The 21,243-nt window shown below is 63.1% G+C and carries 16 protein-coding genes; 8 read left to right on the top strand and 8 right to left on the bottom strand.

Annotated features, from left to right (window positions below):
- The first annotated feature begins 83 nt into the window (after window positions 1–83).
- Window positions 84–2,093, top strand: a complete 2,010-nt coding sequence (gene thiC / locus QD208_RS02540; RefSeq protein ID WP_225347123.1) for a phosphomethylpyrimidine synthase ThiC — start codon at window positions 84–86, stop codon at window positions 2,091–2,093.
- A 129-nt stretch (window positions 2,094–2,222) separates the two neighbouring features.
- On the opposite strand, the gene QD208_RS02535 is transcribed toward thiC, so the two are convergent.
- The 4 genes from QD208_RS02535 to QD208_RS02520 form a co-directional block, all read right to left on the bottom strand.
- On the bottom strand, window positions 2,223–2,501 hold the full coding sequence (locus QD208_RS02535) for a peptidylprolyl isomerase (protein ID WP_043331408.1): 279 nt from the start codon (window positions 2,499–2,501) through the stop codon (window positions 2,223–2,225).
- A gap of 200 nt (window positions 2,502–2,701) precedes the next feature.
- Entirely contained in the window at window positions 2,702–3,070 is a 369-nt protein-coding gene (locus QD208_RS02530; RefSeq protein WP_043331409.1) for a phasin family protein, read from the bottom strand.
- A 467-nt stretch (window positions 3,071–3,537) separates the two neighbouring features.
- Complete coding sequence (locus QD208_RS02525) at window positions 3,538–4,833, bottom strand: nuclease-related domain-containing protein (RefSeq protein ID WP_225347124.1); 1,296 nt, start codon at window positions 4,831–4,833, stop codon at window positions 3,538–3,540.
- Between the two features lie 129 nt (window positions 4,834–4,962).
- On the bottom strand, window positions 4,963–6,294 hold the full coding sequence (locus QD208_RS02520) for a GNAT family N-acetyltransferase (protein WP_225347125.1): 1,332 nt from the start codon (window positions 6,292–6,294) through the stop codon (window positions 4,963–4,965).
- Between the two features lie 103 nt (window positions 6,295–6,397).
- Here QD208_RS02520 and QD208_RS02515 point away from each other — a divergent pair, with 103 nt between their 5' ends.
- Window positions 6,398–6,787 carry a DUF4190 domain-containing protein gene (locus QD208_RS02515; RefSeq protein WP_225347126.1) on the top strand — a complete coding sequence of 130 codons (390 nt, stop codon included), beginning with the start codon at window positions 6,398–6,400 and terminating at the stop codon, window positions 6,785–6,787.
- Between the two features lie 170 nt (window positions 6,788–6,957).
- On the top strand, window positions 6,958–8,130 hold the full coding sequence (gene pncB / locus QD208_RS02510; protein WP_043331412.1) for a nicotinate phosphoribosyltransferase: 1,173 nt from the start codon (window positions 6,958–6,960) through the stop codon (window positions 8,128–8,130).
- Between the two features lie 195 nt (window positions 8,131–8,325).
- Here the strand turns inward: pncB and QD208_RS02505 are convergent, their stop codons facing one another.
- The 4 genes from QD208_RS02505 to gap form a co-directional block, all read right to left on the bottom strand.
- On the bottom strand, window positions 8,326–9,192 hold the full coding sequence (locus tag QD208_RS02505) for a dienelactone hydrolase family protein (RefSeq protein WP_225347127.1): 867 nt from the start codon (window positions 9,190–9,192) through the stop codon (window positions 8,326–8,328).
- 95 nt (window positions 9,193–9,287) lie between these two features.
- A complete protein-coding gene (locus QD208_RS02500) occupies window positions 9,288–11,693 on the bottom strand; it encodes a PAS domain-containing protein (RefSeq protein WP_279835512.1) in 2,406 nt (801 codons plus the stop codon).
- A 331-nt stretch (window positions 11,694–12,024) separates the two neighbouring features.
- The gene (locus tag QD208_RS02495; protein WP_225347129.1) at window positions 12,025–12,417 is read right to left on the bottom strand and encodes a hypothetical protein; all 393 of its coding nucleotides are present in this window, start codon (window positions 12,415–12,417) and stop codon (window positions 12,025–12,027) included.
- A gap of 695 nt (window positions 12,418–13,112) precedes the next feature.
- Complete coding sequence (gene gap / locus QD208_RS02490; protein WP_043331416.1) at window positions 13,113–14,117, bottom strand: type I glyceraldehyde-3-phosphate dehydrogenase; 1,005 nt, start codon at window positions 14,115–14,117, stop codon at window positions 13,113–13,115.
- Window positions 14,118–14,482: 365 nt separating this feature from the next.
- Between gap and edd the strand changes: the two genes are divergently transcribed.
- The 5 genes from edd to QD208_RS02465 all read left to right on the top strand — a co-directional run bounded on the left by edd (window position 14,483) and on the right by QD208_RS02465 (window position 21,191).
- Window positions 14,483–16,333, top strand: a complete 1,851-nt coding sequence (gene edd, locus QD208_RS02485) for a phosphogluconate dehydratase (protein WP_054555569.1) — start codon at window positions 14,483–14,485, stop codon at window positions 16,331–16,333.
- 55 nt (window positions 16,334–16,388) lie between these two features.
- Window positions 16,389–17,405, top strand: a complete 1,017-nt coding sequence (glk, locus tag QD208_RS02480; protein WP_153636384.1) for a glucokinase — start codon at window positions 16,389–16,391, stop codon at window positions 17,403–17,405.
- 37 nt (window positions 17,406–17,442) lie between these two features.
- A complete protein-coding gene (locus tag QD208_RS02475) occupies window positions 17,443–18,321 on the top strand; it encodes a D-hexose-6-phosphate mutarotase (RefSeq protein ID WP_153636385.1) in 879 nt (292 codons plus the stop codon).
- Between the two features lie 204 nt (window positions 18,322–18,525).
- Window positions 18,526–20,208 carry a glucose-6-phosphate isomerase gene (pgi, locus tag QD208_RS02470; RefSeq protein WP_054555572.1) on the top strand — a complete coding sequence of 561 codons (1,683 nt, stop codon included), beginning with the start codon at window positions 18,526–18,528 and terminating at the stop codon, window positions 20,206–20,208.
- On the top strand, window positions 20,208–21,191 hold the full coding sequence (locus QD208_RS02465; protein ID WP_054555573.1) for a carbohydrate kinase: 984 nt from the start codon (window positions 20,208–20,210) through the stop codon (window positions 21,189–21,191). The genes pgi and QD208_RS02465 overlap by 1 nt, the downstream gene beginning before the upstream one ends.
- Window positions 21,192–21,243: the final 52 nt, after the last annotated feature.

Genomic DNA, 21,243 nt, shown 5'->3' with positions numbered 1-21,243 from the left:
GAGTCGGCGACGACCATCCTCTCCCTGCGCACGGTCTTCCCATGATGACGTCAGCCGTGACGTCGCCCTTTGAGGAGACCTGCATGAGCACTGCCCCGACGACACAAGACCCGCAAGCCACCAACGCCGCCGAGTCACCGCTCGCCTCGCAGCCTGAGGCTGCCCCCAAGGCACGCGCGCGCGCCGGTCGCAAGGATGGCAGCCGCCATCTCGCCAGCGAAGCACGAGTCGACGCCGCCGCCATCGCGCCGCTGAGCGGCTCGCGCAAGATCTATATCGAAGGCTCCCGTCCGGACATCCGCGTGCCCATGCGCGAGATCGGCTGCTCGCCGACCCAGACCTCCAGCGGCCTGGAAGAGAACCCGCCGATCGTCGTCTACGATACCTCCGGCCCCTACACCGATCCGGCGGTCGAGATCGACATCCGCCGGGGCCTGGCGCCGCTGCGCGAGAAGTGGATCGAGGAACGCGGTGATACCGAACAGCTCAATCAGCTGAGCAGTGAATATGGTCGCGTGCGCCAGGCCGACCTGCGCCTGTCGTCCCTGCGCTTCGAGCTGGACCACCGCCCGCGTCGTGCCCTGCCGGGCAAGAATGTCACCCAGCTGCACTACGCGCGCCAGGGCATCATCACCCCGGAGATGGAATACATCGCGATTCGCGAGAATCAGCGTCGTATCGCGCTGCGTGAGGAATATCAGGGCAGCGAATCCGTCGAGAGCATTCTGGGCCACCAGCACCCGGGCCACAGCTTCGGCGCCAACCTGCCCGACGAGATCACCGCCGAATTCGTGCGTGAGGAAGTCGCATGCGGCCGCGCCATCATTCCCGCCAACATCAATCACCCGGAAAGCGAGCCGATGATCATCGGCCGCAACTTCCTGGTGAAGGTCAACGGCAACCTGGGCAACTCGGCGGTCACCTCCTCCATCGAGGAAGAGGTCGACAAAATGACCTGGGCGATCCGCTGGGGTTCCGACACCGTGATGGACCTCTCGACCGGCGCCAACATCCACGAGACCCGTGAATGGATTCTGCGCAACTCTCCCGTGCCCATCGGCACGGTGCCGATCTATCAGGCGCTGGAGAAGGTCGATGGCGTGGCCGAGAACCTCGATTGGGAGATCTTCCGCGACACGCTGATCGAGCAGGCCGAGCAAGGCGTCGACTATTTCACCATCCACGCCGGCGTCCTGCTGCGCTATGTGCCGCTGACCGCCAGCCGCGTGACCGGCATCGTCTCGCGCGGCGGCTCGATCATGGCCAAGTGGTGTCTGGCACATCACGAGGAAAGCTTCCTCTATCGTCACTTCGAGGACATCTGCGAGATCTGCAAGGCCTACGACATCAGCCTGTCACTGGGCGATGGCCTGCGCCCGGGCTCGGTGGCCGATGCCAATGACGCCGCCCAGTTCGGTGAGCTCGAGACGCTTGGCGAGCTGACCAAGATCGCCTGGCAGCACGATGTCCAGGTCATGATCGAGGGCCCGGGTCACGTGCCGATGCACCTGATCAAGGAGAACATGGACAAGCAGCTCAGCGAGTGTGACGAGGCGCCCTTCTACACCCTCGGCCCGCTGACCACCGACATCGCCCCGGGCTACGACCACATCACCTCCGGCATTGGTGCCGCGATGATCGGCTGGTTCGGCTGCGCCATGCTCTGCTACGTGACCCCCAAGGAGCACCTGGGCTTGCCCAACAAGGACGACGTCAAGACCGGCATCATCACCTACAAGATCGCCGCGCATGCCGCCGATCTGGCCAAGGGCCACCCGGGCGCGCAACGCCGTGACAATGCGCTCTCCAAGGCACGCTTCGAGTTCCGCTGGGAAGACCAGTTCAATCTGGGCCTGGACCCGGACACCGCGCGCAGCTTCCACGACGAGACGCTGCCCAAGGACTCGGCCAAGGTCGCCCACTTCTGCTCCATGTGCGGGCCGAAGTTCTGCTCGATGAAGATCACCCAGGAAGTGCGCGATTACGCCAATGAGCATGGTCTGACCGGCGATGCCGACAGCGTGATGGCCGGCATGCAGGAGCAGGCCGACAAGTTCAAGCGTGAAGGCAGCCAGCTCTATCAGGAGGTCTAGCCAAGTGCCTGACGCACAGGAAGGCTGACATTCCGAGCGACACAAAAAACGCCCCGACCAGTGATGGTCGGGGCGTTTTCGTCACATCCTGCCACACGCTCATGACATCTCATGAGCGTGACAGAAGGCTCACGTGCGGCTGGTGACTTCCAGCAGGTGATAACCGAACTGGGTCTTCACCGGGCCCTGCACGGTGTTGATCGGGGCGCTGAACACGACTTCGTCGAATTCCTTGACCATCATGCCCGGGCCGAAGGCACCCAGGTCGCCGCCACTGCGGCCGGACGGGCAGGAGGAGTGCTCGCGAGCGGCATCAGCGAAATCGCGGCCGTTCTCGATTTCGGTCTTGAGAGCTGCACACTGTTCTTCGCTGGAAACGAGAATATGACGCGCTGTGGCCTGTGCCATGTCTATCACCTGTCACTGATCGAATAAATGCCGCCGGCAATCACCGGCGGCGTGGCAGGTCATTGTGGCCCAAGGCAGCGCTCGCCGCTAGCGTCGCGCGCCTCCCCACCTGCTCAGCGATATCCCAGACACGCGAACGCCCACCCGGAAGACCGGATGGGCGTTGGGGACGCTCGCCTGAGAGCGTCGGCAGCAGTCGCTTACTTGGCGACTTTCTGCATGGCCTCGGAGGCGGACTTGGCGTTGCTTTCTGCCAGTTCCTGACCTTTCTTGGCGTATTCCTGGTTCAGCTCGACCACTTTCTGGGTGTCGTTCTGCAGCTTCTCGCCCAGAGTCTTGACGGTTTCCTGCTGCTCCTTGACGAAGTTCTTCAGACCTTCGCTGTCCTTGATCTCGAGCATGGAACGCGCCTGGGTCAGGGAAGCATCAGCATAGGACTTGGTCAGTTCCATCTGTGCGCCGATCAGCTTCTCGCTGTAATCGATGCTCAGGGCGCTGAACGCACGCAGCGGAGACAGGAACATATCGTCGAACTGCTGAGCGGACTTCTCGAAGTTGGCATTGAACATGTAGGCACCCTCCAGGGTATTGGCATCACGCTGAAATGAACCGGAGCGTTGCTCCGTTCGGTTATCAGGACTGAACCGGGCTGGTGCACCGTAGTGACCGAGCCATCATTATCAAGCCGTCACTATCGAGCCGTCGCGGTCAGATAGTGCTATCGACCAGGTTCCATCCTCGCTGCAACGCAGCATAAGACAGTCTTTGTTGCACTGCAACATCAAAAACATCGCAACGACTGATCTGTACGCCCTGGTTGATGCAGTGGCTTGATTGCACTGGAGAAAAACAATCAGAAGTTGAAAAGAAAATTGACGCCTTGGGGCCCCGTCATGCCACACACCACGCCCTGGAACGCCAGACTGGGCCAAAGTGCTGGGCCATAGGGCTGGGAGGATAAAGGGCTAGGACAGAGGGCTGAGGCAGAAGCCCGAAGCTGAAAGCCTGAACTTGAGGATAGCGCCGTGCTGCTGCCTCACTGGCATGAGGCGTCGCGACAGCGTTTGCAGAGCAGGCGCCCGCCCAGCGCGCGTGCCTGATCTGCCTGGCGACAGAAGTCGACACTCTGGGTGGAAAGCCATCGCCGACAGCCCTGACAGCGCGGCAAGCCTTCCTCATCCTGCGACTGGGCGGAAGACGCGCCTTGCTGATTGTCGGCCGCAGCACCCGGCTGCTCGCCTGCCGCCTGCGGGCTAGCGGGGCCTTCTCGGCCATCCTGATCCAGAGCCTGGTGCCCGGGCTGCCAATGCGCGGCCTGCAGCCCTCGGCCCCCAAAACCGCACTGCCGTTTCAGGGCAGCCGTAGATGTCACGCCACGCTGGACCGCCAGCGTCGTGTCATCCGACGCCCCTTCCATGTCATCGGACTCTGCCGCCATGGCAGCGCTATCGCCTGAGGCCCGCGCCAGTTCTTCAGGCGATAGCGGCGGTTGCCATAGATAGGCCAGCGGGGATACCTGAGTGGCAGCGTCGCCATCCGTCGCGCGCGTGCCAGCGGCCAGGCCCAGCTCCGCCACCCAATCCGTGTTGGGGGCCACATGCTGGGTGGCGATGGCGCGCCCCAGCTGGCGCAGGCGGCGCTGATCGAGGCGGTGGGTAAAACTGCGCAGCCGTGTCACGTAAGCGGTCTTGCCGCTCACCTGCAGGCACTGACGCTTGAGGCGCGCGAAGGACAGCAGCGCACGACTGTCCACGATATCTTCCGGCGGCCGGCTGACCTGAGCCGCATCGGCCACCACGATGCGATAGCGCAATTGCGGCTGCAGGGTCATCCCCAGGCGCACAGGCAACAACGAGGAGGCCTCCAGCCATTGCACGATGGCGCGGCTACGCTCAGGGATCGCCTGCAAGGGACACGGCGTCACGGCATGCGCCATGACGCCATCTTCGCCTGAGGGTGTCTCGCCGCCCTGCGCGACTCGTCCGCTATGGGCCAACAGCTCACCGAAGGGGGTGATCGAGAGCGTCAGATCAAAACAGGAGGCATCCAGCACCCAGACCTGCATGAGGCTGTTGATCAGCAGGTGATCGATCTCGATCACGCCCTCTGCCTGCGCCAGCCGCACATCATGCAGCACGACCCAATCATCCCGCGTCCCCAACAAGGCATCCAGCTGGCTTGCCAGCGCACGGCGACGCGCCTGACGGGCACGTATCGCACGCAGGGCCTCCAGCACCTTGTGGCGCTCGGGCGCGGCAAGCGCAGCATCCTGCGCCAGCACCTCGAGCACCAGCAGGTCGTATTCCCGTGAATCGCAGTCCTTGATCAGCATGGGCGCCTCTGGATTAGAGCATTCATATATAACTCAGTGTAGTGCTCTATTCGCAATCTTTCTTGCCTCTGACTCCGCGGGAGAATCCGCCAGCGGATAGCGGATGACAGTGAAGAAGGCTGAGGGTCATCACTCCTGCGCTGTCTGAGGCGCGGCCTCCCGGTAGGGCAGCATTGCCGTCACCTGCTGACGCGCCTTGCTGAGCCAACGTGCCTCCTCCTCGACCGCCTCTGCCACCGCCTCCTGAAGCCCGGGATGCATCAGCCAATGCAGCGACCCGGTGGCATACGCCGCGAAACCGCGACTGATCTTGTGCTCACCCTGGGTGCCGGGATCGAAGCGCTTGAGCCCTCGCTGCAGGCAGAATTCGAGCCCCTGGTAATAGCAGACCTCGAAGTGCAGACAGTCGGCATGGACTTCGCTGCCCCACCAACGACCATACAGGCAATCACTGCCGATCAGACACAAGGCTGCCGCCACCGGCGCGCCCTGCTCATCTCGCGCCTGCACCAGCAGCAATCGCTCGGGCATGCTGCGCCTGAGCTGCTGGAAGAAATCGAGCGGCAGATAAGGGCGCTGGCCGCGCTCGAGATAGGTCATGCAGTAGCAGCGGTAGAAGGCCTCGATATCGTCAGAGCCAATCTGCGCTCCCTCGAGCCTGGCCAGCGTGAAGCCTTGCTCGGCGACCTTGCGCCGCTCGCGCCGGATCTCCTTGCGCCGTTTGGAACGCAGACTCTCAAGCCAGGTGGCAAAGTCCGGCTCGCCGCGTGACTGCCAGTGATATTGCATCCCGGGACGCGAAATCAGCTCCGGAATCGCCGCCTGCCAGTCTTGCCGCTCCTCTGCCGAGACAAACAGCAGATGAAACCCGCTGTGCTCATAACGACGTAGCGCGCTACCCGGCTCAGCCGCGGGTGCGATGCCAGCCTTGAGATGCGGCCATAACCACTCAAGCAAGGCACGCCGGGCTGCGGGCGACGCCAACTGTGGCGAGGTGACAAGGCGTGGGCCATCGCTGGGAGTGAACGGCACGGCAGTCAACTGCTTGGGATAATAGCGCCCACCCGCCTGCTCCAGGGCCTCCGCCCACTGCTGGTCGAACACATATTCGCCACGCGAGTGCAGCTTGAGATAGCGCAGCAGCCCCGCCAGCAAGCGGCCGTCGGCGTCGCGCACTACCAGATGGGCAGGATGCCAACCACTGCCGGCGCTGGCCGCACCGCAGCTTTCCAGCGCGCTCAGATAGGCATGTTGCAGGAAGGGATAGTCATCGCCTGCCAGCGCATTCCATTCACTGGCGGTGAGGGCGTCGAGGGAATCCAGCACCTCCAGGCGCCAGCCCTGTTTCTCTGCGGTACCTGCGGCGCTCGCAGCCTGCTGCTGGCCTGTTGCCGACCCTGTCGCCGCCTGAGCCGCCGACCCTGTCGCAGCCTCATCCTCTGCCTGCCATTGCCCTGTCACCGTACTCTCCTCATAGTCTTGCCATGCCTACCACTGGTGCAGACATGCCGCACAACCCAGGACATGCTAGTGTGTCGTCATGATGCAGGACAACGAGACCCACATGACAGAGACTCCCACGCCGCCCGACGATACGTCCACGAGCGGCTCACAGCCCCAGGGGCGCGCTCAAGAGTCCTCGCAAGGGCCCTCTCAAGGGCCTTATGCGCCGACCCCGCCCGCGCAGGACACCCACGCCAGCACGAATCTCATGGCAGTGGCCGCCTTTGCCCTGAGCGTGCTCGGCTGCCTGCTCGCGCCTGCGGCACTCGGCGGCGTCGTGTGTGGCCACATTGCGCGCAGCCAGATCCGCCGCAGTGGCGAAGCCGGTGACAGCTGGGCCCTGGCCGGACTGATTCTCGGCTACCTGCTGATCGCCCTATCGCTGGCCGGCCTGCTGATGTTCGGCGGCATGATGCTGACCATGTTCGGCATAATGGCATTCAGCACCTGACCAGCGCCTGACCAGCGCCTAGGCACTCCGGCTTGAACGTGCAGCGCGCCTGCACGGATAATGCGTCGACATTGCTTCCCCGTGCCAGCGGGGCATGCCTGCCTCTCGCAGCGTCTGCCCTGCCAGCGATTCCGGTTCCCCCGAGCCGCCTTGATACTGAGCGAGCCTCGATGTTGTACTCGATTCTCGATAATGATTTCTACAAGTTCACCATGCAGAACGCCGTGGTGAAACTGTTTCCGTATGCGCGCGCTCGCTACGCCTTCATCAACCGTGGCGAGCATTCGTTCCCGCCGGGGTTCGGCGAGGCCTTGCGCATCGCGGTAGACAACATGGCCGAACTGGCATTGAGCGTGGAAGAGAAATCCTTCCTCGAGCTTCACTGCCCCTTCCTGGACCCGACCTACCGCGACTTCCTGGCGGGCTTCCGCTTCGATCCCTCCGAAATCACCATCACCCAGACCGGTGATGAGCTGGAGGTGCATATCGAAGGCTACTGGTATCGCACCATCCTGTGGGAAGTCCCGCTGATGGCGATGATCAGCGAGCTCTGGTATCAGCTGGGCGGAGATCAACGCGACAGCGATCAGGCCCTGCGCGACAGCACCCTGGCCAAGATCGAGCACTACAAGCGTCTCGGCATCCGCGTGGCGGAATTCGGCACTCGTCGTCGTCACTCCTACGATGTGCACGACAAGGTGGTCGCGGGTCTCAAGGACCACGGCCGCGGCTGCTTCATCGGCACCAGCAACGTGCACATGGCACAGCGCCACGGCATCAAGCCGATCGGCACGCACGCCCATGAGTGGTTCATGTTTCATGCCGCGCGCTTCGGCTTCAAGATGGCCAACATCCTGGCGCTGGAGAACTGGGTCAAGGTCTATCGCGGTGACCTGGGGATCGCCCTGTCTGACACCTTCACCAGCCAGGCCTTCTTCAAGAGCTTCGACAAGAAGTTCGCCAAGCTGTTTGACGGCGTGCGCCACGACAGTGGTGACCCCATCGACTTCGCCGAGACCACCATCCGTCACTATGAGTCACTGGGCATCGACCCCAAGACCAAGACCATCGTGTTCTCCGATGGTCTGGACACCGACAAGGTCGATCGCATCGTGCGCTATTGCGCCGGACGTATCGGCATGTCGTTCGGTATCGGCACCAACTTCACCAATGATGTCGGCCCGCAGCCGATGAACATGGTGATCAAGATGACCGAAGCCCGTCCCGAGGGCCAGGAGTGGGTGCCGGTGATCAAGCTGTCCGATGTCTCGAGCAAACACACCGGCGACCCCGACATGATTCGTCTGGCGCACCAGGTGCTGTCACTCAAGGAGCTGGATTGAAGCGCACGCTCAGCGATCGCTGAACGCCTTGCCATGGCCTCCTGCCAGAGACCTTGAAACAGGCTCATGAAATAGCTGCTAGAAAAAGTCCCATGAAAAAGCCCGCCCGGAAACTTCCCGGGCGGGCTTTTTCATGTCGATCACCTTCAGCACCGGTGACGACGGCTCAGGTCTTGCAGCTCAGGTCTTGACGACTCAGGTCTTGACGGACTTCTTCGGTGTCTTGAAGACCTCATTGAACAGGTTGAGCATGACCTGCCAGGAAGCCGAATCCGCGGCCGCGTCATAGCCCAGCGGCAGATCGTACTTGGCCGCCTTGGCATCCGATTCCGGATTGGTGAAGGCGTGCTTGGCACCCGGATACTGGATCAGCGTGGTGCGCGTCTCGAGTGACTGGAAGGTCGCGACCAGCTTGTCGAGATCCTCCTGCGCCACCAGCGTATCTGCCGCGCCATTCTGGATCACGACCCGGCCGGCAAACGGCTCGGGCTCCGTCACGGCAATCGACGGGCTGCCATGGAAGCTGACGACCGCCTTGAGCGGCGCTCCGGTCAGCGCCATGTTGAGCACCACGGCACCGCCGAAGCAGTAGCCGATCGCCGCCATGCGCTCGCCATCGACTTCCGGGCGTGAGCGCAGCACCGCCAGCGCCGAATTGAAGCTGGATTCCGCCTTCGGCCAGTCGCTCATCACCGCAGAGGAGAAGGCGCCGGCCTCCTTGGGATGCTCGGCCGTGCGCCCACCGCCATACATGTCGACGGCCATGACCACGTAGCCAAGCCCTGCCAATTGTTCGGCGCGCTTGCGGGCGTAGCTGTTCAAGCCCCACCACTCATGCACCAGCAGGATACCGGGTCGACGCCCCTGCGCCTTGGCATCGCGTGCGATCAGGCCTACGTGCTCCTCACCATTGGCCCTATAGGTCACCGTCTCCGTGACCACCTGCGGCCCCTCGAGACGATTGACCAGCGGTGCATCCTCGGCGGCCATGGCCTGTCCGGCGGAAAATACCGACTGTGCAAACAACAGGGTGCCAGCGCACCAGCCACGTAACATTCGCATCGCCTACTCCTTGTATGACGTGATCCACTTGCATGACGCGATCCACAACCCGAGACACCGGCTGCAGGTGTGCCCGATTGATCACCGGTATTGGCTCAATTGTCCTCGCTCAAGGACTGCGATGCCAGCACCACCCGATCGCGACCGCTGCGCTTGGCACTGTAGAGCGCCATATCGGCACGGTGCAGGTAGCCATCCCGGGTCTCCCCCGGCAGCGGTGTCGCCACTCCCATGCTGATGGTGCAGCGCAGTATCAGCGACTTGAAGCGCACCTCCAGCGCCGCGATCTGCTGTCGCAGGCGCTCGGCCATTCCGACACCGGTGGCGGTACCGGCATCGGTGAGCAGGACGGCAAACTCCTCGCCGCCCAGACGCGCAAAGCAGTCATCGCGCCGCAGCTGGGCACGACACGCCTCACCAAGACTGATCAGCACCTGATCGCCCGCCGCATGGCCGTGAGTGTCATTGACGCGCTTGAAGTGGTCGATATCAAACAGGATCAACGCCATCTGCTCCCGCGATGACGAGCTCAGCAGGGTGTCGAGCGTGTCGAGGAAGCTGGCCCGGGTCATGGCGCCGGTCATGGCGTCCGTCATCGCTTCATGCTCGCGACGCTGCTCGACCAGCTTGCGCTCATGAATGTTGCGCGACACCGACAGCACGCGCTGATAACGCCCGGTGGCGGGGTCCATCGAGGGCGTCGAGATCGACTCGAACCACAGCGTATGCCCAGCCTTGTGTTGAATCCTGAAGTCGACTCGAAACACTTCGCCGAGACAGGCGGCACGATGGACCTCCTGCGCGATGCGCAGCATGTCATCGGGATGGATCAGCTGCTTGATCTCCTGGCCGATGATCTCCTGCGGGCGATAACCGCAGAGCTTTTCCACCGAGGGGCTGATGTACTGACAGATGCCGTGGGAGTCCTCGATGCTGACCAGATCGCTGACGGAGTTGAGGATGAAGCGATAGCGCTCCTCGCTCTGGCGCAGCTCATCCTCGATACGGTATCGAGCGGTGGCATCGTCACAATAGCCATGCCAGATCACGCCGCCCTCGGGGGAGTCGATCACCTGCGGCAGCCCGACACACGCCAGCCTGCGCTCCTGACCATCCGGATGCTGATAGCGTATCTCCGCCTCCCAGGGCGATTGCTGCCGGGCACTGGTCTGCAGTGACATGAGCAGCTGCTCACGCTCGCGACCCGCGATGCGCGCCAGCAGCAGCATGGGGTCGTCGATGACGGCCTGCGGGTCGAGCCCCAGCACTTGCGAGGCAACTGGCGAAAGGTAGGTATAACGCAGCTCACCCTCCCGACTCAGGCGACACTGGAAGACGACGCCGCGCATCTGCTGGACAAGGTTGTCCAATTGGCGCCGATGCGCTTCGCGCTGGGTGACATCACTGAGCTTGCCGAGCACGGCGGTGACCTCTCCCACAGGCGAGTAACTCAGCTGCATGTCATCCTGGAGATAGCGCTTGCGCCCATCCACATGCACGAAGGCGTAACACAGACTCAGACGACTATGGCGCTCCCGCACGGCCTCATCAAAGCGCTGCTGACAGATGGTCAGCTCATCCGGCGCCAATCGGGCCTGCCAGAGACCCGGGCTGGCCATCAGCAGGTCATGTGAAAGCCCGGTGAGCGCCTCGCTGCCTGCCGACAGATACTCCAATTCCTCTGGCGGCCATTCACCAGCGGTCGCGTAGTGCGCGCCGGGTGTCTCATCCACCCGCCGCGCCAGACGTTGCTGTTGATCGATCACATGCTCGAGACGTTGATGTACCTGGGTGATGTCGCGCGCCATCACGGCCACCTGACGCCCCTCGTCGGCGAGTGAGCGTCCCAGACTGACCATCTGCACGGATAACCTGGATTCCCCCCGCGGCAGCGACAGGCTGATATCGCATTGCCAGGGTTCGGCTCTCTCCAGGCTACGCAGGACATGAGGGAGGTAGAGGTGCTCAAGCGAGAGGCGGGAATGCGCACAGGCCGCATCGTGATAGAGATGCCAGGCCGGGTTGGCATGACTGATCACCAGGCTCTCATCCTTGAGCAGCAGGATCGCCATCGGGTCACGGCTGCGCACCATCATCAGACGATAGGCACGCGCCAGCTGCTGCTCCTGCTCATTGGCCTTGTCACGCTGCGTGATATCCGTCACTCGTCCACACAGCGGATGCCCCACACCGGAACTCCACAGACATTCCTCGAGCAACAACATCTGCCCGCTGCGGTCGCGCATGCGATACGTCGTGCGCTCGACCCGCCCCATCGAGGCGCGAAAGTCACTCAACCGCTGCCGGTCGGCGGTGATCACCAGCGAAAGCCAGAGCTCCGGCTGCTTGAGAAAATCCCGCACCGTATATCCCAGCAGGTGTTCCGCCGCTGCATTCATGGCAATCAGGCGCTGACCATCAGCACTGAGCGTGAACAACACATCTGCCACGACAGCATAATGATGCTGCAGCAAACGACTATCCGCGAATGATTCAGGCAACGTGAAACCCCTTCTCTGTCATGCGGTTTGCTCAAGAATGCCCTATCCATGGCGCTGGCAGCCAGCAGTACCCCCAACGCTTGGTTGCGCGAAGATCCGGGCAGATGACGGCATATGAACGATGGCGACCTTTGCCTTTGCGTCTGACTATCTCCCTTATCGGCAGCGCTGGCGCAATTGTTGTGGGCGAATATCACGCAAGCGGCACCGAAGGGAAAACCTCATGGATGCAAAAAGCCCGAAGCATAAGCTTCGGGCTTTTTTGAGAGCTCACCTTGAACAGAGCTGGCCTTGAACAGAGCTGACTTGATCAGAGCTGGCCTGGAAAGATCTAGCCTTGCGCGGAACGCGGCATGGCATCGTCGATGAGCGCGGAGGACGGGGCATCAGGTGCGCCGCTGCGGCCGTCGTTGCCCTCGCCAGCCGGCTGGGCGGTAGCGCGCGGGGCCTTGCGCTTGTGACGCCGCGACTGCCTGCTGTCCTTGTCCTGCTGGGCGGAAGGCGCCTTGACCGGCAGGCGCGCCCGCAGGTGCTCGAGCAACGCGCGAAAATCATCCGGCTCCATGCCGATGCGCTCCGCTGCGACACTTTCCTGCCATAGCACATAGATCGCCGGCTGCTCACGCCCCAGGTCCATACCCACGACCTTGCCCTCGCGCTGAGTACGCGGGTCGCGCAAGGTAGCACCGATCAATTCATGAGCTTCGCGGATGGCATCGTGCATCTGAGACAGCCTGCTGTGGAAGTCGAGATAACTGCCGGAGAGTGTGCGGCAGTGTGGCAATACCTTCCCTGAATTGCGCACAACAATGGATCACTCGCAGGCCATAGGGCCGCCTGCATGATTTGACGTTGTCATGACCTGGCTCACTGATAGACGCAAGGCCAACAGGTGCGAAGTGTAACACACCGCCACAGTTTCGCTAATTTCACTCGACCGTGAATTACGATGACGACATGTTGACCACCTTTCTCGACGTATCAGTGCACGTTTCACACCACCTGACCCGACTCTGTCGCGATCGTGCTCAGAAAAGTTGCCATAAGGTCACGCCATTGACGCAAGACAACGACACTTTGCGCCTTGGAGCACCTCCCGCACTTTCGTGGTGCGCAAAAAAAACCTCTCCCATTGGGAGAGGTTCAAAAATGGATGACGCGATGTCATTCCGAGCAGCATCGAAGCCGGTCTTGGCGCCAACCCTGACCGACCACCGATTCAAAGGGGACGAATGGCATTGCCTTGTCCGTGGAGCCTGAGCGCGACGCGAGAATCCTCGGGCCACTCGTCCTCACCTGTTGGGAGCCTGCCCTCCTGTCTTGCCAACAGACTGACAGGCCCCCGAATTCTTGCTGTCCCGCGCGGCCTTTTGGGTTGATCGATGAGGGATCAAAGGCCGCGCGGGACTCACCAAGTGCTTACTTGGCGGCTTGCATTGCCAACGCAGTGTCGAGCATACGGTTGGAGAAGCCCCACTCGTTGTCGTACCACGCCATGACCTTGACCAGGCGATCTTCGCTGACGCGAGTGTGATTGCTGTCGAAGGTGGAAGAGTGTGCATCGTGGTTGAAGTCGATGGACACCAGCGGCAGCTCGTTGACGGCCAGCACGCTGGAGCCTTCGGCGGCCTTGGCCACGATGGCGTTGATCTCTTCGATGGAGGTATCACGCGACGCGGTGAAGGTCAGATCGACCAGCGACACGTTGATGACCGGCACGCGGATCGCCAGACCATCCAGCTTGCCGTTCAGTTCCGGCAGCACCAGACCCACTGCCGCGGCGGCACCGGTCTTGGTCGGGATCATGGAATGGGTCGCGCTGCGGGCACGGTACGGGTCGGAGTGGTAGACATCCGACAGGTTCTGATCGTTGGTGTAGGCGTGAATGGTGGTCATCAGGCCGTTCTCGATGCCGACTTCATCATTCAGCGCCTTGGCGACCGGCGCCAGGCAGTTGGTGGTGCATGACGCGTTGGAAACGACCTGATGCTCGGCCTTCAGCACATCTTCGTTGACGCCGAACACGACAGTTGCATCGGCATCGCCGCTCGGCGCGGAGATCAGCACACGCTTGGCGCCGGCTTCGATGTGCTTGGCAGCGGCAGCACGCTTGGTGAACAGACCGGTGCATTCCATCACCAGGTCGATGTCCAGGCTGGACCACGGCAGCTGGGCCGGGTCACGCTCGGCCAGGATGCGGATCTTGTCGTCACCGACGAACAGATTCTCTTCGTCGTGCGAGACAGTCTCGGCGAAACGGCCGTGGACGGTATCGCGGCTCAGCAGGTGAGCATTGAGCTTCGGATCACCCAGATCATTGATAGCGACGACCTGGATACGATCGTTGTACTGACCTTCATACAGCGCACGCAGCACGTTGCGACCGATGCGACCAAAACCATTGATGGCGACGCGTAATGTCATGATTCAACTCCTGTGGCGTATGGCGGGTGCAGGACCAGACCTGATCCAGGAACGAAAGCCTGCAATGCGTTCCGTGAAATTATCCTACACGCTTTTCCCATAATTTGGCCGAAAGTCGTCCAGTCTTCAAGCAGTTTTTTTGTTAAATTTACCGAATATTCCGAACAAAACCGTTTCTCGAGCGCCATGACGCGCTACTGTAGGCTACCCCGGCAACCGAACGACGCGACACGAGTGAGGCCAGAGGCTTTACACCGCCATCACCACTGGATAGCGTCGCCGGATAGCAGCACGCCCACACAGCGGGAAACGCTTTCTTTCGCCAGCCTCGGCGCCCTGCGCCGCCTGATACATGAGGTAAGAGCATGTCAGTCAACCAGACCGTAGAGCACGTGACCCAGCGCATCATCGACCGCTCCCGCGAACGCCGCGCCGCCTATGAGCAGTTGATGGAAAGCCAGCAGCGCCGCGGTGTACACCGCTCCGAGCTCTCCTGTGGCAACCTGGCGCACGGCTTTGCCGCCTGTGGCGAGACCGACAAGAATCGTCTCAAGCTGATGAACTCGGCCAACCTGGGCATTATTTCGTCATATAACGACATGTTGTCCGCCCACCAACCGTTCGAGGACTACCCGCGCATCATCAAGGAAGCTGTCCAGGCGATGGGCTCCACCGCCCAGTTCGCCGGCGGCGTGCCCGCGATGTGCGATGGCGTGACCCAGGGTCAACCGGGCATGGAGCTGTCGCTGTTCTCCCGCGACCTGATCGCCATGGCCGCCGCTGTCGGCCTGTCGCACAACATGTTCGATGGCGCCCTGTTCCTCGGCGTGTGCGACAAGATCGTCCCGGGCCTGTTCATCGCCGCCGCACGCTTCGGCCACCTGCCGACGCTGTTCGTGCCGGCCGGCCCGATGCCCTCCGGCCTGCCCAACAACGAGAAGGCGCGTGTCCGTCAGTTGTTCGCCGAAGGCAAGGTCGGCCGCGATGCGCTGCTGGAAGCCGAGTCCGCGTCCTACCACAGCCCGGGCACCTGCACCTTCTATGGCACCGCCAACTCCAACCAGCTGATGGTCGAGCTGATGGGCCTGCACCTGCCGGGCGCGTCCTTCGTCAATCCGGGCACCCCGCTGCGCGAAGCCCTGACGCGTCACGCCGCCGAGCAGACCATCCGCAACAGTGAAGTCGGCGGCGACTACCGTCCCTTCTATCGCCAGATCGATGCCCGCGCCATCGTCAATGCCATGGTCGGCCTGCTGGCTTCCGGCGGCTCCACCAACCACACCCTGCACCTGGTCGCGATGGCCGGCGCAGCGGGCGTGACCATCACCTGGGATGACTTCACCGAGCTTTCCGCGGTGGTGCCGAGCCTGACGCGCATCTACCCGAACGGCCAGGCCGACATCAATCACTTCCAGGCGGCCGGCGGCATGAGCTTCCTGATCCGTGAACTGCTCAAGGCGGGTCTGCTCCACGACATCCCCACCCAGGACGGCGGCACCCTGGCCGGCTATGTCCGCGAGCCCTTCCTCGAGAACGGCAAGCTGGTCTGGAAGGACGGCCCCACCGACAGCCTCGACGAGGATGTGCTGCGTCCGGTGGCCAACCCGTTCGCCCCGACAGGCGGCCTGACCGTGCTGGACGGCAACCTCGGCCGCGGCGTGATCAAGGTCTCTGCCGTCAAGGAAGAGCATCGTCTCGTCGAAGCGCCGGTGAAGCTGTTCAGCGACCAGGATGAGATGAAGGCCGCCTTCGAAGCCGGTGAGCTGGAGCAGGACATGGTCGCCGTGGTGCGCTACCAGGGCCCGCGTGCCAACGGCATGCCGGAACTGCACAAGCTGACGCCCTACCTCGGCATCCTGCAGGACCGCGGCTTCAAGGTCGCACTGGTGACGGATGGCCGCATGTCTGGCGCCTCGGGCAAGGTCCCGGCCGCCATTCACATGACGCCGGAAGCGCTCGACGGCGGCCCGCTGGCACGCCTGCGCGAAGGTGACGTGGTCCGCCTGGATGCCAATGCCGGCACCCTCACAGCGCTGGTCGATGAAGCCGAATGGGCCGAGCGCGAGGCCGAGACCATCACTCGCGACAGCTATCATCACGGCCTGGGCCGCGAGCTGTTCTCCGGCATGCGTTCACTGGTCGGCGGTGCCGAGGAAGGCGCCTCCAGCTTTGCTGGCTACGGCGACCTGCCGGGCAGCGGCCACGACCTGATGTGATGGGCGCACCCTGTCACTCTCCTGAGGCACTGACGCAAAGGAAGGATGCCGGACGATGACCCGCGACACCTCCCATCGCCTTGCTCTGGTAGGCGATATCGGTGGCACCAATGCCCGGCTGGCACTCGTCCAGCCGGGCAGCCACACCCTGCAGCACATCCAGACGCTCGCCTGCGCCGAGCATGCCGGGCTTGAGGAGGCCATCCAGGCCTACTATCGGATGCTGGGCCTGTCAGAGGCCGAGCAACCCGTCGAGGCCTGCCTGGCCTTCGCCTGCCCCGTGCATGATGAACGCGTCAGCATGACCAACAATCACTGGACGTTTCTCAAGCGCGAGGTGCGCGAATCATTGAGGCTTGAGCGCTTCAAGTGCCTGAATGATTTCACCGCCATGGCGCTGGGCGTGCCCCACATCGAGGCCAGCGAACGTCTGGCCATCGGTGAGGAGCTCACCGAAGGTAGTGGCGATGCGGCCTCGCCACGCCTGGTGATCGGCCCCGGCACCGGCCTGGGTGTCGCGGGTCTGGTGCGCGGCACGCACAACTGGATTCCTCTCGCGACCGAAGGGGGGCATGCAAGCTTCGCCCCCACCGACGAGATCGAGGATGGCCTGCTCGGCATCTTCCGCCGTCGCCATGGTCGCGTCTCGGTGGAGCGCCTGCTGTGTGGCCAGGGCATGCTCGAGATCTATCAGGCCCTGGGCGAGCTTCGCGGCCTGCCGACTCCCCTCGACAGTGCGGCCAGCGTCAGCCAGGCAGCGCATGAGCACCTGCATCACGATGAACCGCAGAATGCCCTCGCCTTTGATGCCGTGATGCGCTTCATGAAGATTCTTGGCGCGGTCGCCGGCGATGCAGCACTCACGCTGGGGGCGCGCGGCGGGGTCTATCTGTGTGGTGGCGTGCTGCCGCGCAACCTGGATCTGCTGATACGCAGCGATTTCCGCCACGCCTTCACCGACAAGAATCGTCTGAGCCGTTACAATGCCGCGATACCCACCTGGGTGGTGACCGCGCCGTGGACCGGCCTGCTGGGCGCCGCCGAGGCTCTGCACAATGAAGAGGTGGCATGATGCATCGCAACCTCCTGAACCATCGAGGTAGCTCGAGATGATCCCCGAAAGTCTGCGCGCACTGATCGCCGACACCGCTGGCCAACGCACTGTCGAATGGCAGGGCCGCTCGCTGTTGATCCTCAACCAGGAGTGGGGCGAGCTGGTGGTCTGCCACCAGGGGGCTCAGGTGCTGCACTATCAGCCGACGGGCGACTCTCCCTGGCTGTGGGTGACGGAAACGCCCGCCGCCCTGCCGGGCAGCATTCGCGGCGGCATTCCGCTGTGCTGGCCCTGGTTCGCGGATGAGTTCCCCGAGGGCGAAAGCGAACTGCACGGCCCCGCTCGCAAGGCCGACTGGCGCATCGATGCGGTGGACGAGGAAGAGGAAGGCGTCGAGATCCATGCCTCACCGGTCTCAGCGCTGCATGCCGCCCTCTCTCCGCGCGTGGTGATCTTTGCCAGCCGCCGCTTCCTCAAGGTCGAGCTGATCACGGAAAACCGTGGCGAGGCTCCGATCAAGATGACCGGCGCGCTGCATACCTACTTCGCAGTGGCGAATGCCTTCGAGTGTCGCGTCACTGGTCTGGCCGGCGCCAGCTACCTGGACAAGAGCCAGGACTTCTCGCGCTTCGACCAGCAGGGCGAACTGGGCGTGCGCGGCCCGCTGGACCGCATCTACCAGACCAGCCAGGTTCAGGTGCTCGAGGACGGCAAGCGTCAGCTGCGCATCGCCAAGCAGGGCTCTGACTCCACGGTGGTCTGGCATCCCGGTGACGCGCCGCCGGCCGACACCAGCGTCGAGAATGCGCGCAGCTTCCTGTGTGTCGAGACCGCCTGCACGCGACTCGATCCGGTCTGGCTGCCGCCGGGCGCTCAGCATCTGCTGGCTCAGCACATCTCACCGCTGAGCGGTGATGAGGCAAGCGGCGAGTGAATGACAGCCGGCCACGCGACTCACGGCGTGGCCGGCACCTTGCGCACCTTGTCGGCCAACCGAGAGCTCTCGGCGCCTGAATCGTGTCATCCACACGACTCCCGACTGACAGTGACTTTCGCCTCGCCTGCAAGCGTGCGTCGGGCCGCCACAGAATGCGACCCGCCCCGATGAACTTCAACAACCCATACGATGGACACTTCCATGCTGCAATTGACCCGTAGTGTTTCCTGGCAGGCGCTGACCCGGCTGGGCGAGGTGACCCGCAACGACCGCATCCGCGATTACTTCGCGGCGGATCCCAAGCGCTTCGAGAAGATGAGCCTGCGCGTCGGCGGCCTGTTTCTCGACTACTCCAAGCACCACATCTCCGATGAGGTGATGGAGGCGCTGGTCGAACTGGCTGAGCACTCTGCACTCGTTCAACGTCGCGCGCAGATGTTCTCCGGCGACATCATCAACGTCACCGAGAATCGCCCGGTGCTGCACACCGCACTGCGCAGCCAGACCAACACGCCGGTCATCGTCGATGGCAAGGACGTGATGCCGGAAATCCACAAGACGCGCGAGCAGATCCGCGCCTTCTCGGAAGCCGTGCGCAGCGGTGAGTGGAAAGGCTTCGACGGCCAGCGGATTCGCGACGTGGTCAACATCGGCATCGGCGGCTCCGATCTGGGCCCCAACATGGCCTGCCGTGCGTTGCTCAAGCATCGCCACCCGGAAATCAATTTCCACTTCGTCTCCAACGTCGATGGCAACCACATCCAGAAGGTGCTCAAGCGCCTGGATCCTGCCACCACGCTGTTCATCGTCTCCACCAAGACCTTCTCCACCCAGGAAACCCTGCTCAACGCCAAGACGGCGCGCCGCTGGTTCCTGGAGCACGCCGGTCAGGATGCCGACGTCGGTGCCCACTTCGTCGCGGCTTCCACCAACCGCAAGGCGGCCAAGGAATTCGGCATTCGCGAAGAGAACGTCTTCGAATTCTGGGCCTGGGTTGGCGGTCGCTACTCCATGTGGTCTTCCATCGGCCTGCCCATCGCCCTGTCCATCGGCTATGAAGGCTTCATGGAGCTGCTGGAAGGCGCCCATGAGATGGACCAGCACTTCATCAATGCGCCGATGGCCGAGAACATGCCGGTCCTGATGGCGCTGATCGGCATCTGGTACATCAACTTCATGGGCGCCGAGACCCAAGCCATCGTGCCTTACGACCAGGCCCTGCATCAGCTGCCCGCCTTCCTGCAGCAGCTGGACATGGAATCCAACGGCAAGTCAGTCGACATCTTCGGCCGTCCGGTGGACTACAAGACCGGCCCGATCGTGTGGGGCGAGACCGGCTCCAACGGCCAGCATGCCTTCTTCCAGCTGCTGCACCAGGGCACGCGCTACGTGCCCATCGACTTCATCGCCTCGCTGAAGCCGGAGCCGGGTACCGAAGAGCACCACTTCGCGCTGATCACCAACATGCTGGCGCAGGCCAACGCCTTCATGGAAGGCAGCCAGGATGGCAGCAACCTCGATCCGCACTACAATTGCCCGGGCAACCGCCCGTCGAGCACCCTGCTGCTGGATGAGATGACCCCGCGCAACCTCGGCGCACTGATCGCCCTCTACGAGCACAAGGTCTTCGTGCAGGGCGTGATCTGGAACATCAACTCCTTCGACCAGTGGGGCGTGCAGCTCGGCAAGCGCATCGCCGGGGAAATCAGCGCGCGTATCGATACCGACGTGAAGGCCTTCGATCCGTCCACCCAGGGCCTGCTGGCGCTGGTCCGCGAGCACTTCCCTGCCGGTGGCGCCACCCAGGCGGATGACAGCAACGACAAGCCGGGCAAGAAAGCCAAAGGCTCCACGACGACCACTCGCAAGGAAACCTCCTCCTGATGACTCCGGTAATCGCGTTCGGCGAAGCGCTCGTCGACATGCTCTCCAACAAGCTCGGCGGCCAGGCCGTCGAGCAGGAAACCTTCACGCCCTACGCGGGCGGCGCACCGGCCAACGTCGCGGTGGCCTGTGCCCGTCTCGGCCTGCCGAGTCACTTCGTCGGCATGCTGGGTCAGGACAGCTTCGGTGACTTCCTGCACGACGAACTGAGCGCTCATGGCGTGCAGATGGATCACGTCAAGCGCACCAGCCATGCGCGCACCGCACTCGCCTTCGTGTCTCGCGATGAAGAGGGTGAACGCCGCTTCGACTTCTATCGTCCGCCGGCCGCTGACCTGCTGTTCCGTCCGGAGCACGCCGGGCCTGAGCTGTTCGCGACCCCCGCCATCTTCCACCTGTGCAGCAACAGCCTGACCGACGCCGGCATCGCGGACACCAGCTTCGTGCTGGCGTCACGCGCACGTGCTGCAGGCTCTCTGGTCAGCGTGGATGCCAATCTGCGTCACAACCTGTGGCCAAACCAGCAGGTCGATGTGACCCTGGTCACGCGCCTGCTGGACAACGCCGATATCCTCAAGCTGTCCCAGGAAGAGGTCGAGGCACTGACCGGCAGTCAGCCGCAGACCGACTGGCTCGAAGCGCGCCTGAAAGCCGGTGTGCGCCTGATCGTGCTCACCGATGGCCCGGGCGTGATCCGTGCCCTGGTGCGCAAGCAGAGCGGCGACATCGAGACCGTCAGCATCACGCCGCCCACCGTCAAGGCGGTCGATACCACGGCCGGTGGCGACGCCTTCATCGGCGGCTTCCTGTCAGCCCTCAGCGAAGCCGGCATCAATGCCGACAACCTGAGCGACTGGTGCGAAGACGAGAGTCATCTCAACGCCGCACTGGAGCGTGCTGCAGCCTGCGGTGCCTTCGCCGTGACTCGCCCGGGCGCCTATGCCGCACTGCCCAAGCGTGAAGATCTCGACGCCATGAAATGATGGCCGGATAATTGCGCTGACAGGTTATCCGCCAGCGCCATCATTTCCCTGA

Origin of the sequence: Cobetia sp. 29-18-1, from assembly GCF_029846405.1 — a bacterium.
GTDB classification, from domain to species: Bacteria; Pseudomonadota; Gammaproteobacteria; order Pseudomonadales; family Halomonadaceae; genus Cobetia; species Cobetia amphilecti.
The sequence above is the reverse complement of the archived record's forward strand: the minus strand, read 5'-3'. Positions and strand labels throughout refer to the sequence as shown.

Excerpts from the sequence above, each read along its gene's own strand:
- thiC (WP_225347123.1), top strand. The coding sequence starts at position 84 with ATGAGCACTGCCCCGACGACACAAGACCCGCAAGCCACCAACGCCGCC.
- QD208_RS02535 (WP_043331408.1), bottom strand. The coding sequence starts at position 2,501 with ATGGCACAGGCCACAGCGCGTCATATTCTCGTTTCCAGCGAAGAACAG.
- QD208_RS02530 (WP_043331409.1), bottom strand. The coding sequence starts at position 3,070 with ATGTTCAATGCCAACTTCGAGAAGTCCGCTCAGCAGTTCGACGATATG.
- QD208_RS02525 (WP_225347124.1), bottom strand. The coding sequence starts at position 4,833 with ATGCTGATCAAGGACTGCGATTCACGGGAATACGACCTGCTGGTGCTC.
- QD208_RS02515 (WP_225347126.1), top strand. The coding sequence starts at position 6,398 with ATGACAGAGACTCCCACGCCGCCCGACGATACGTCCACGAGCGGCTCA.
- pncB (WP_043331412.1), top strand. The coding sequence starts at position 6,958 with ATGTTGTACTCGATTCTCGATAATGATTTCTACAAGTTCACCATGCAG.
- QD208_RS02505 (WP_225347127.1), bottom strand. The coding sequence starts at position 9,192 with ATGCGAATGTTACGTGGCTGGTGCGCTGGCACCCTGTTGTTTGCACAG.
- QD208_RS02495 (WP_225347129.1), bottom strand. The coding sequence starts at position 12,417 with ATGCACGATGCCATCCGCGAAGCTCATGAATTGATCGGTGCTACCTTG.
- gap (WP_043331416.1), bottom strand. The coding sequence starts at position 14,117 with ATGACATTACGCGTCGCCATCAATGGTTTTGGTCGCATCGGTCGCAAC.
- edd (WP_054555569.1), top strand. The coding sequence starts at position 14,483 with ATGTCAGTCAACCAGACCGTAGAGCACGTGACCCAGCGCATCATCGAC.
- glk (WP_153636384.1), top strand. The coding sequence starts at position 16,389 with ATGACCCGCGACACCTCCCATCGCCTTGCTCTGGTAGGCGATATCGGT.
- QD208_RS02475 (WP_153636385.1), top strand. The coding sequence starts at position 17,443 with ATGATCCCCGAAAGTCTGCGCGCACTGATCGCCGACACCGCTGGCCAA.
- pgi (WP_054555572.1), top strand. The coding sequence starts at position 18,526 with ATGCTGCAATTGACCCGTAGTGTTTCCTGGCAGGCGCTGACCCGGCTG.
- QD208_RS02465 (WP_054555573.1), top strand. The coding sequence starts at position 20,208 with ATGACTCCGGTAATCGCGTTCGGCGAAGCGCTCGTCGACATGCTCTCC.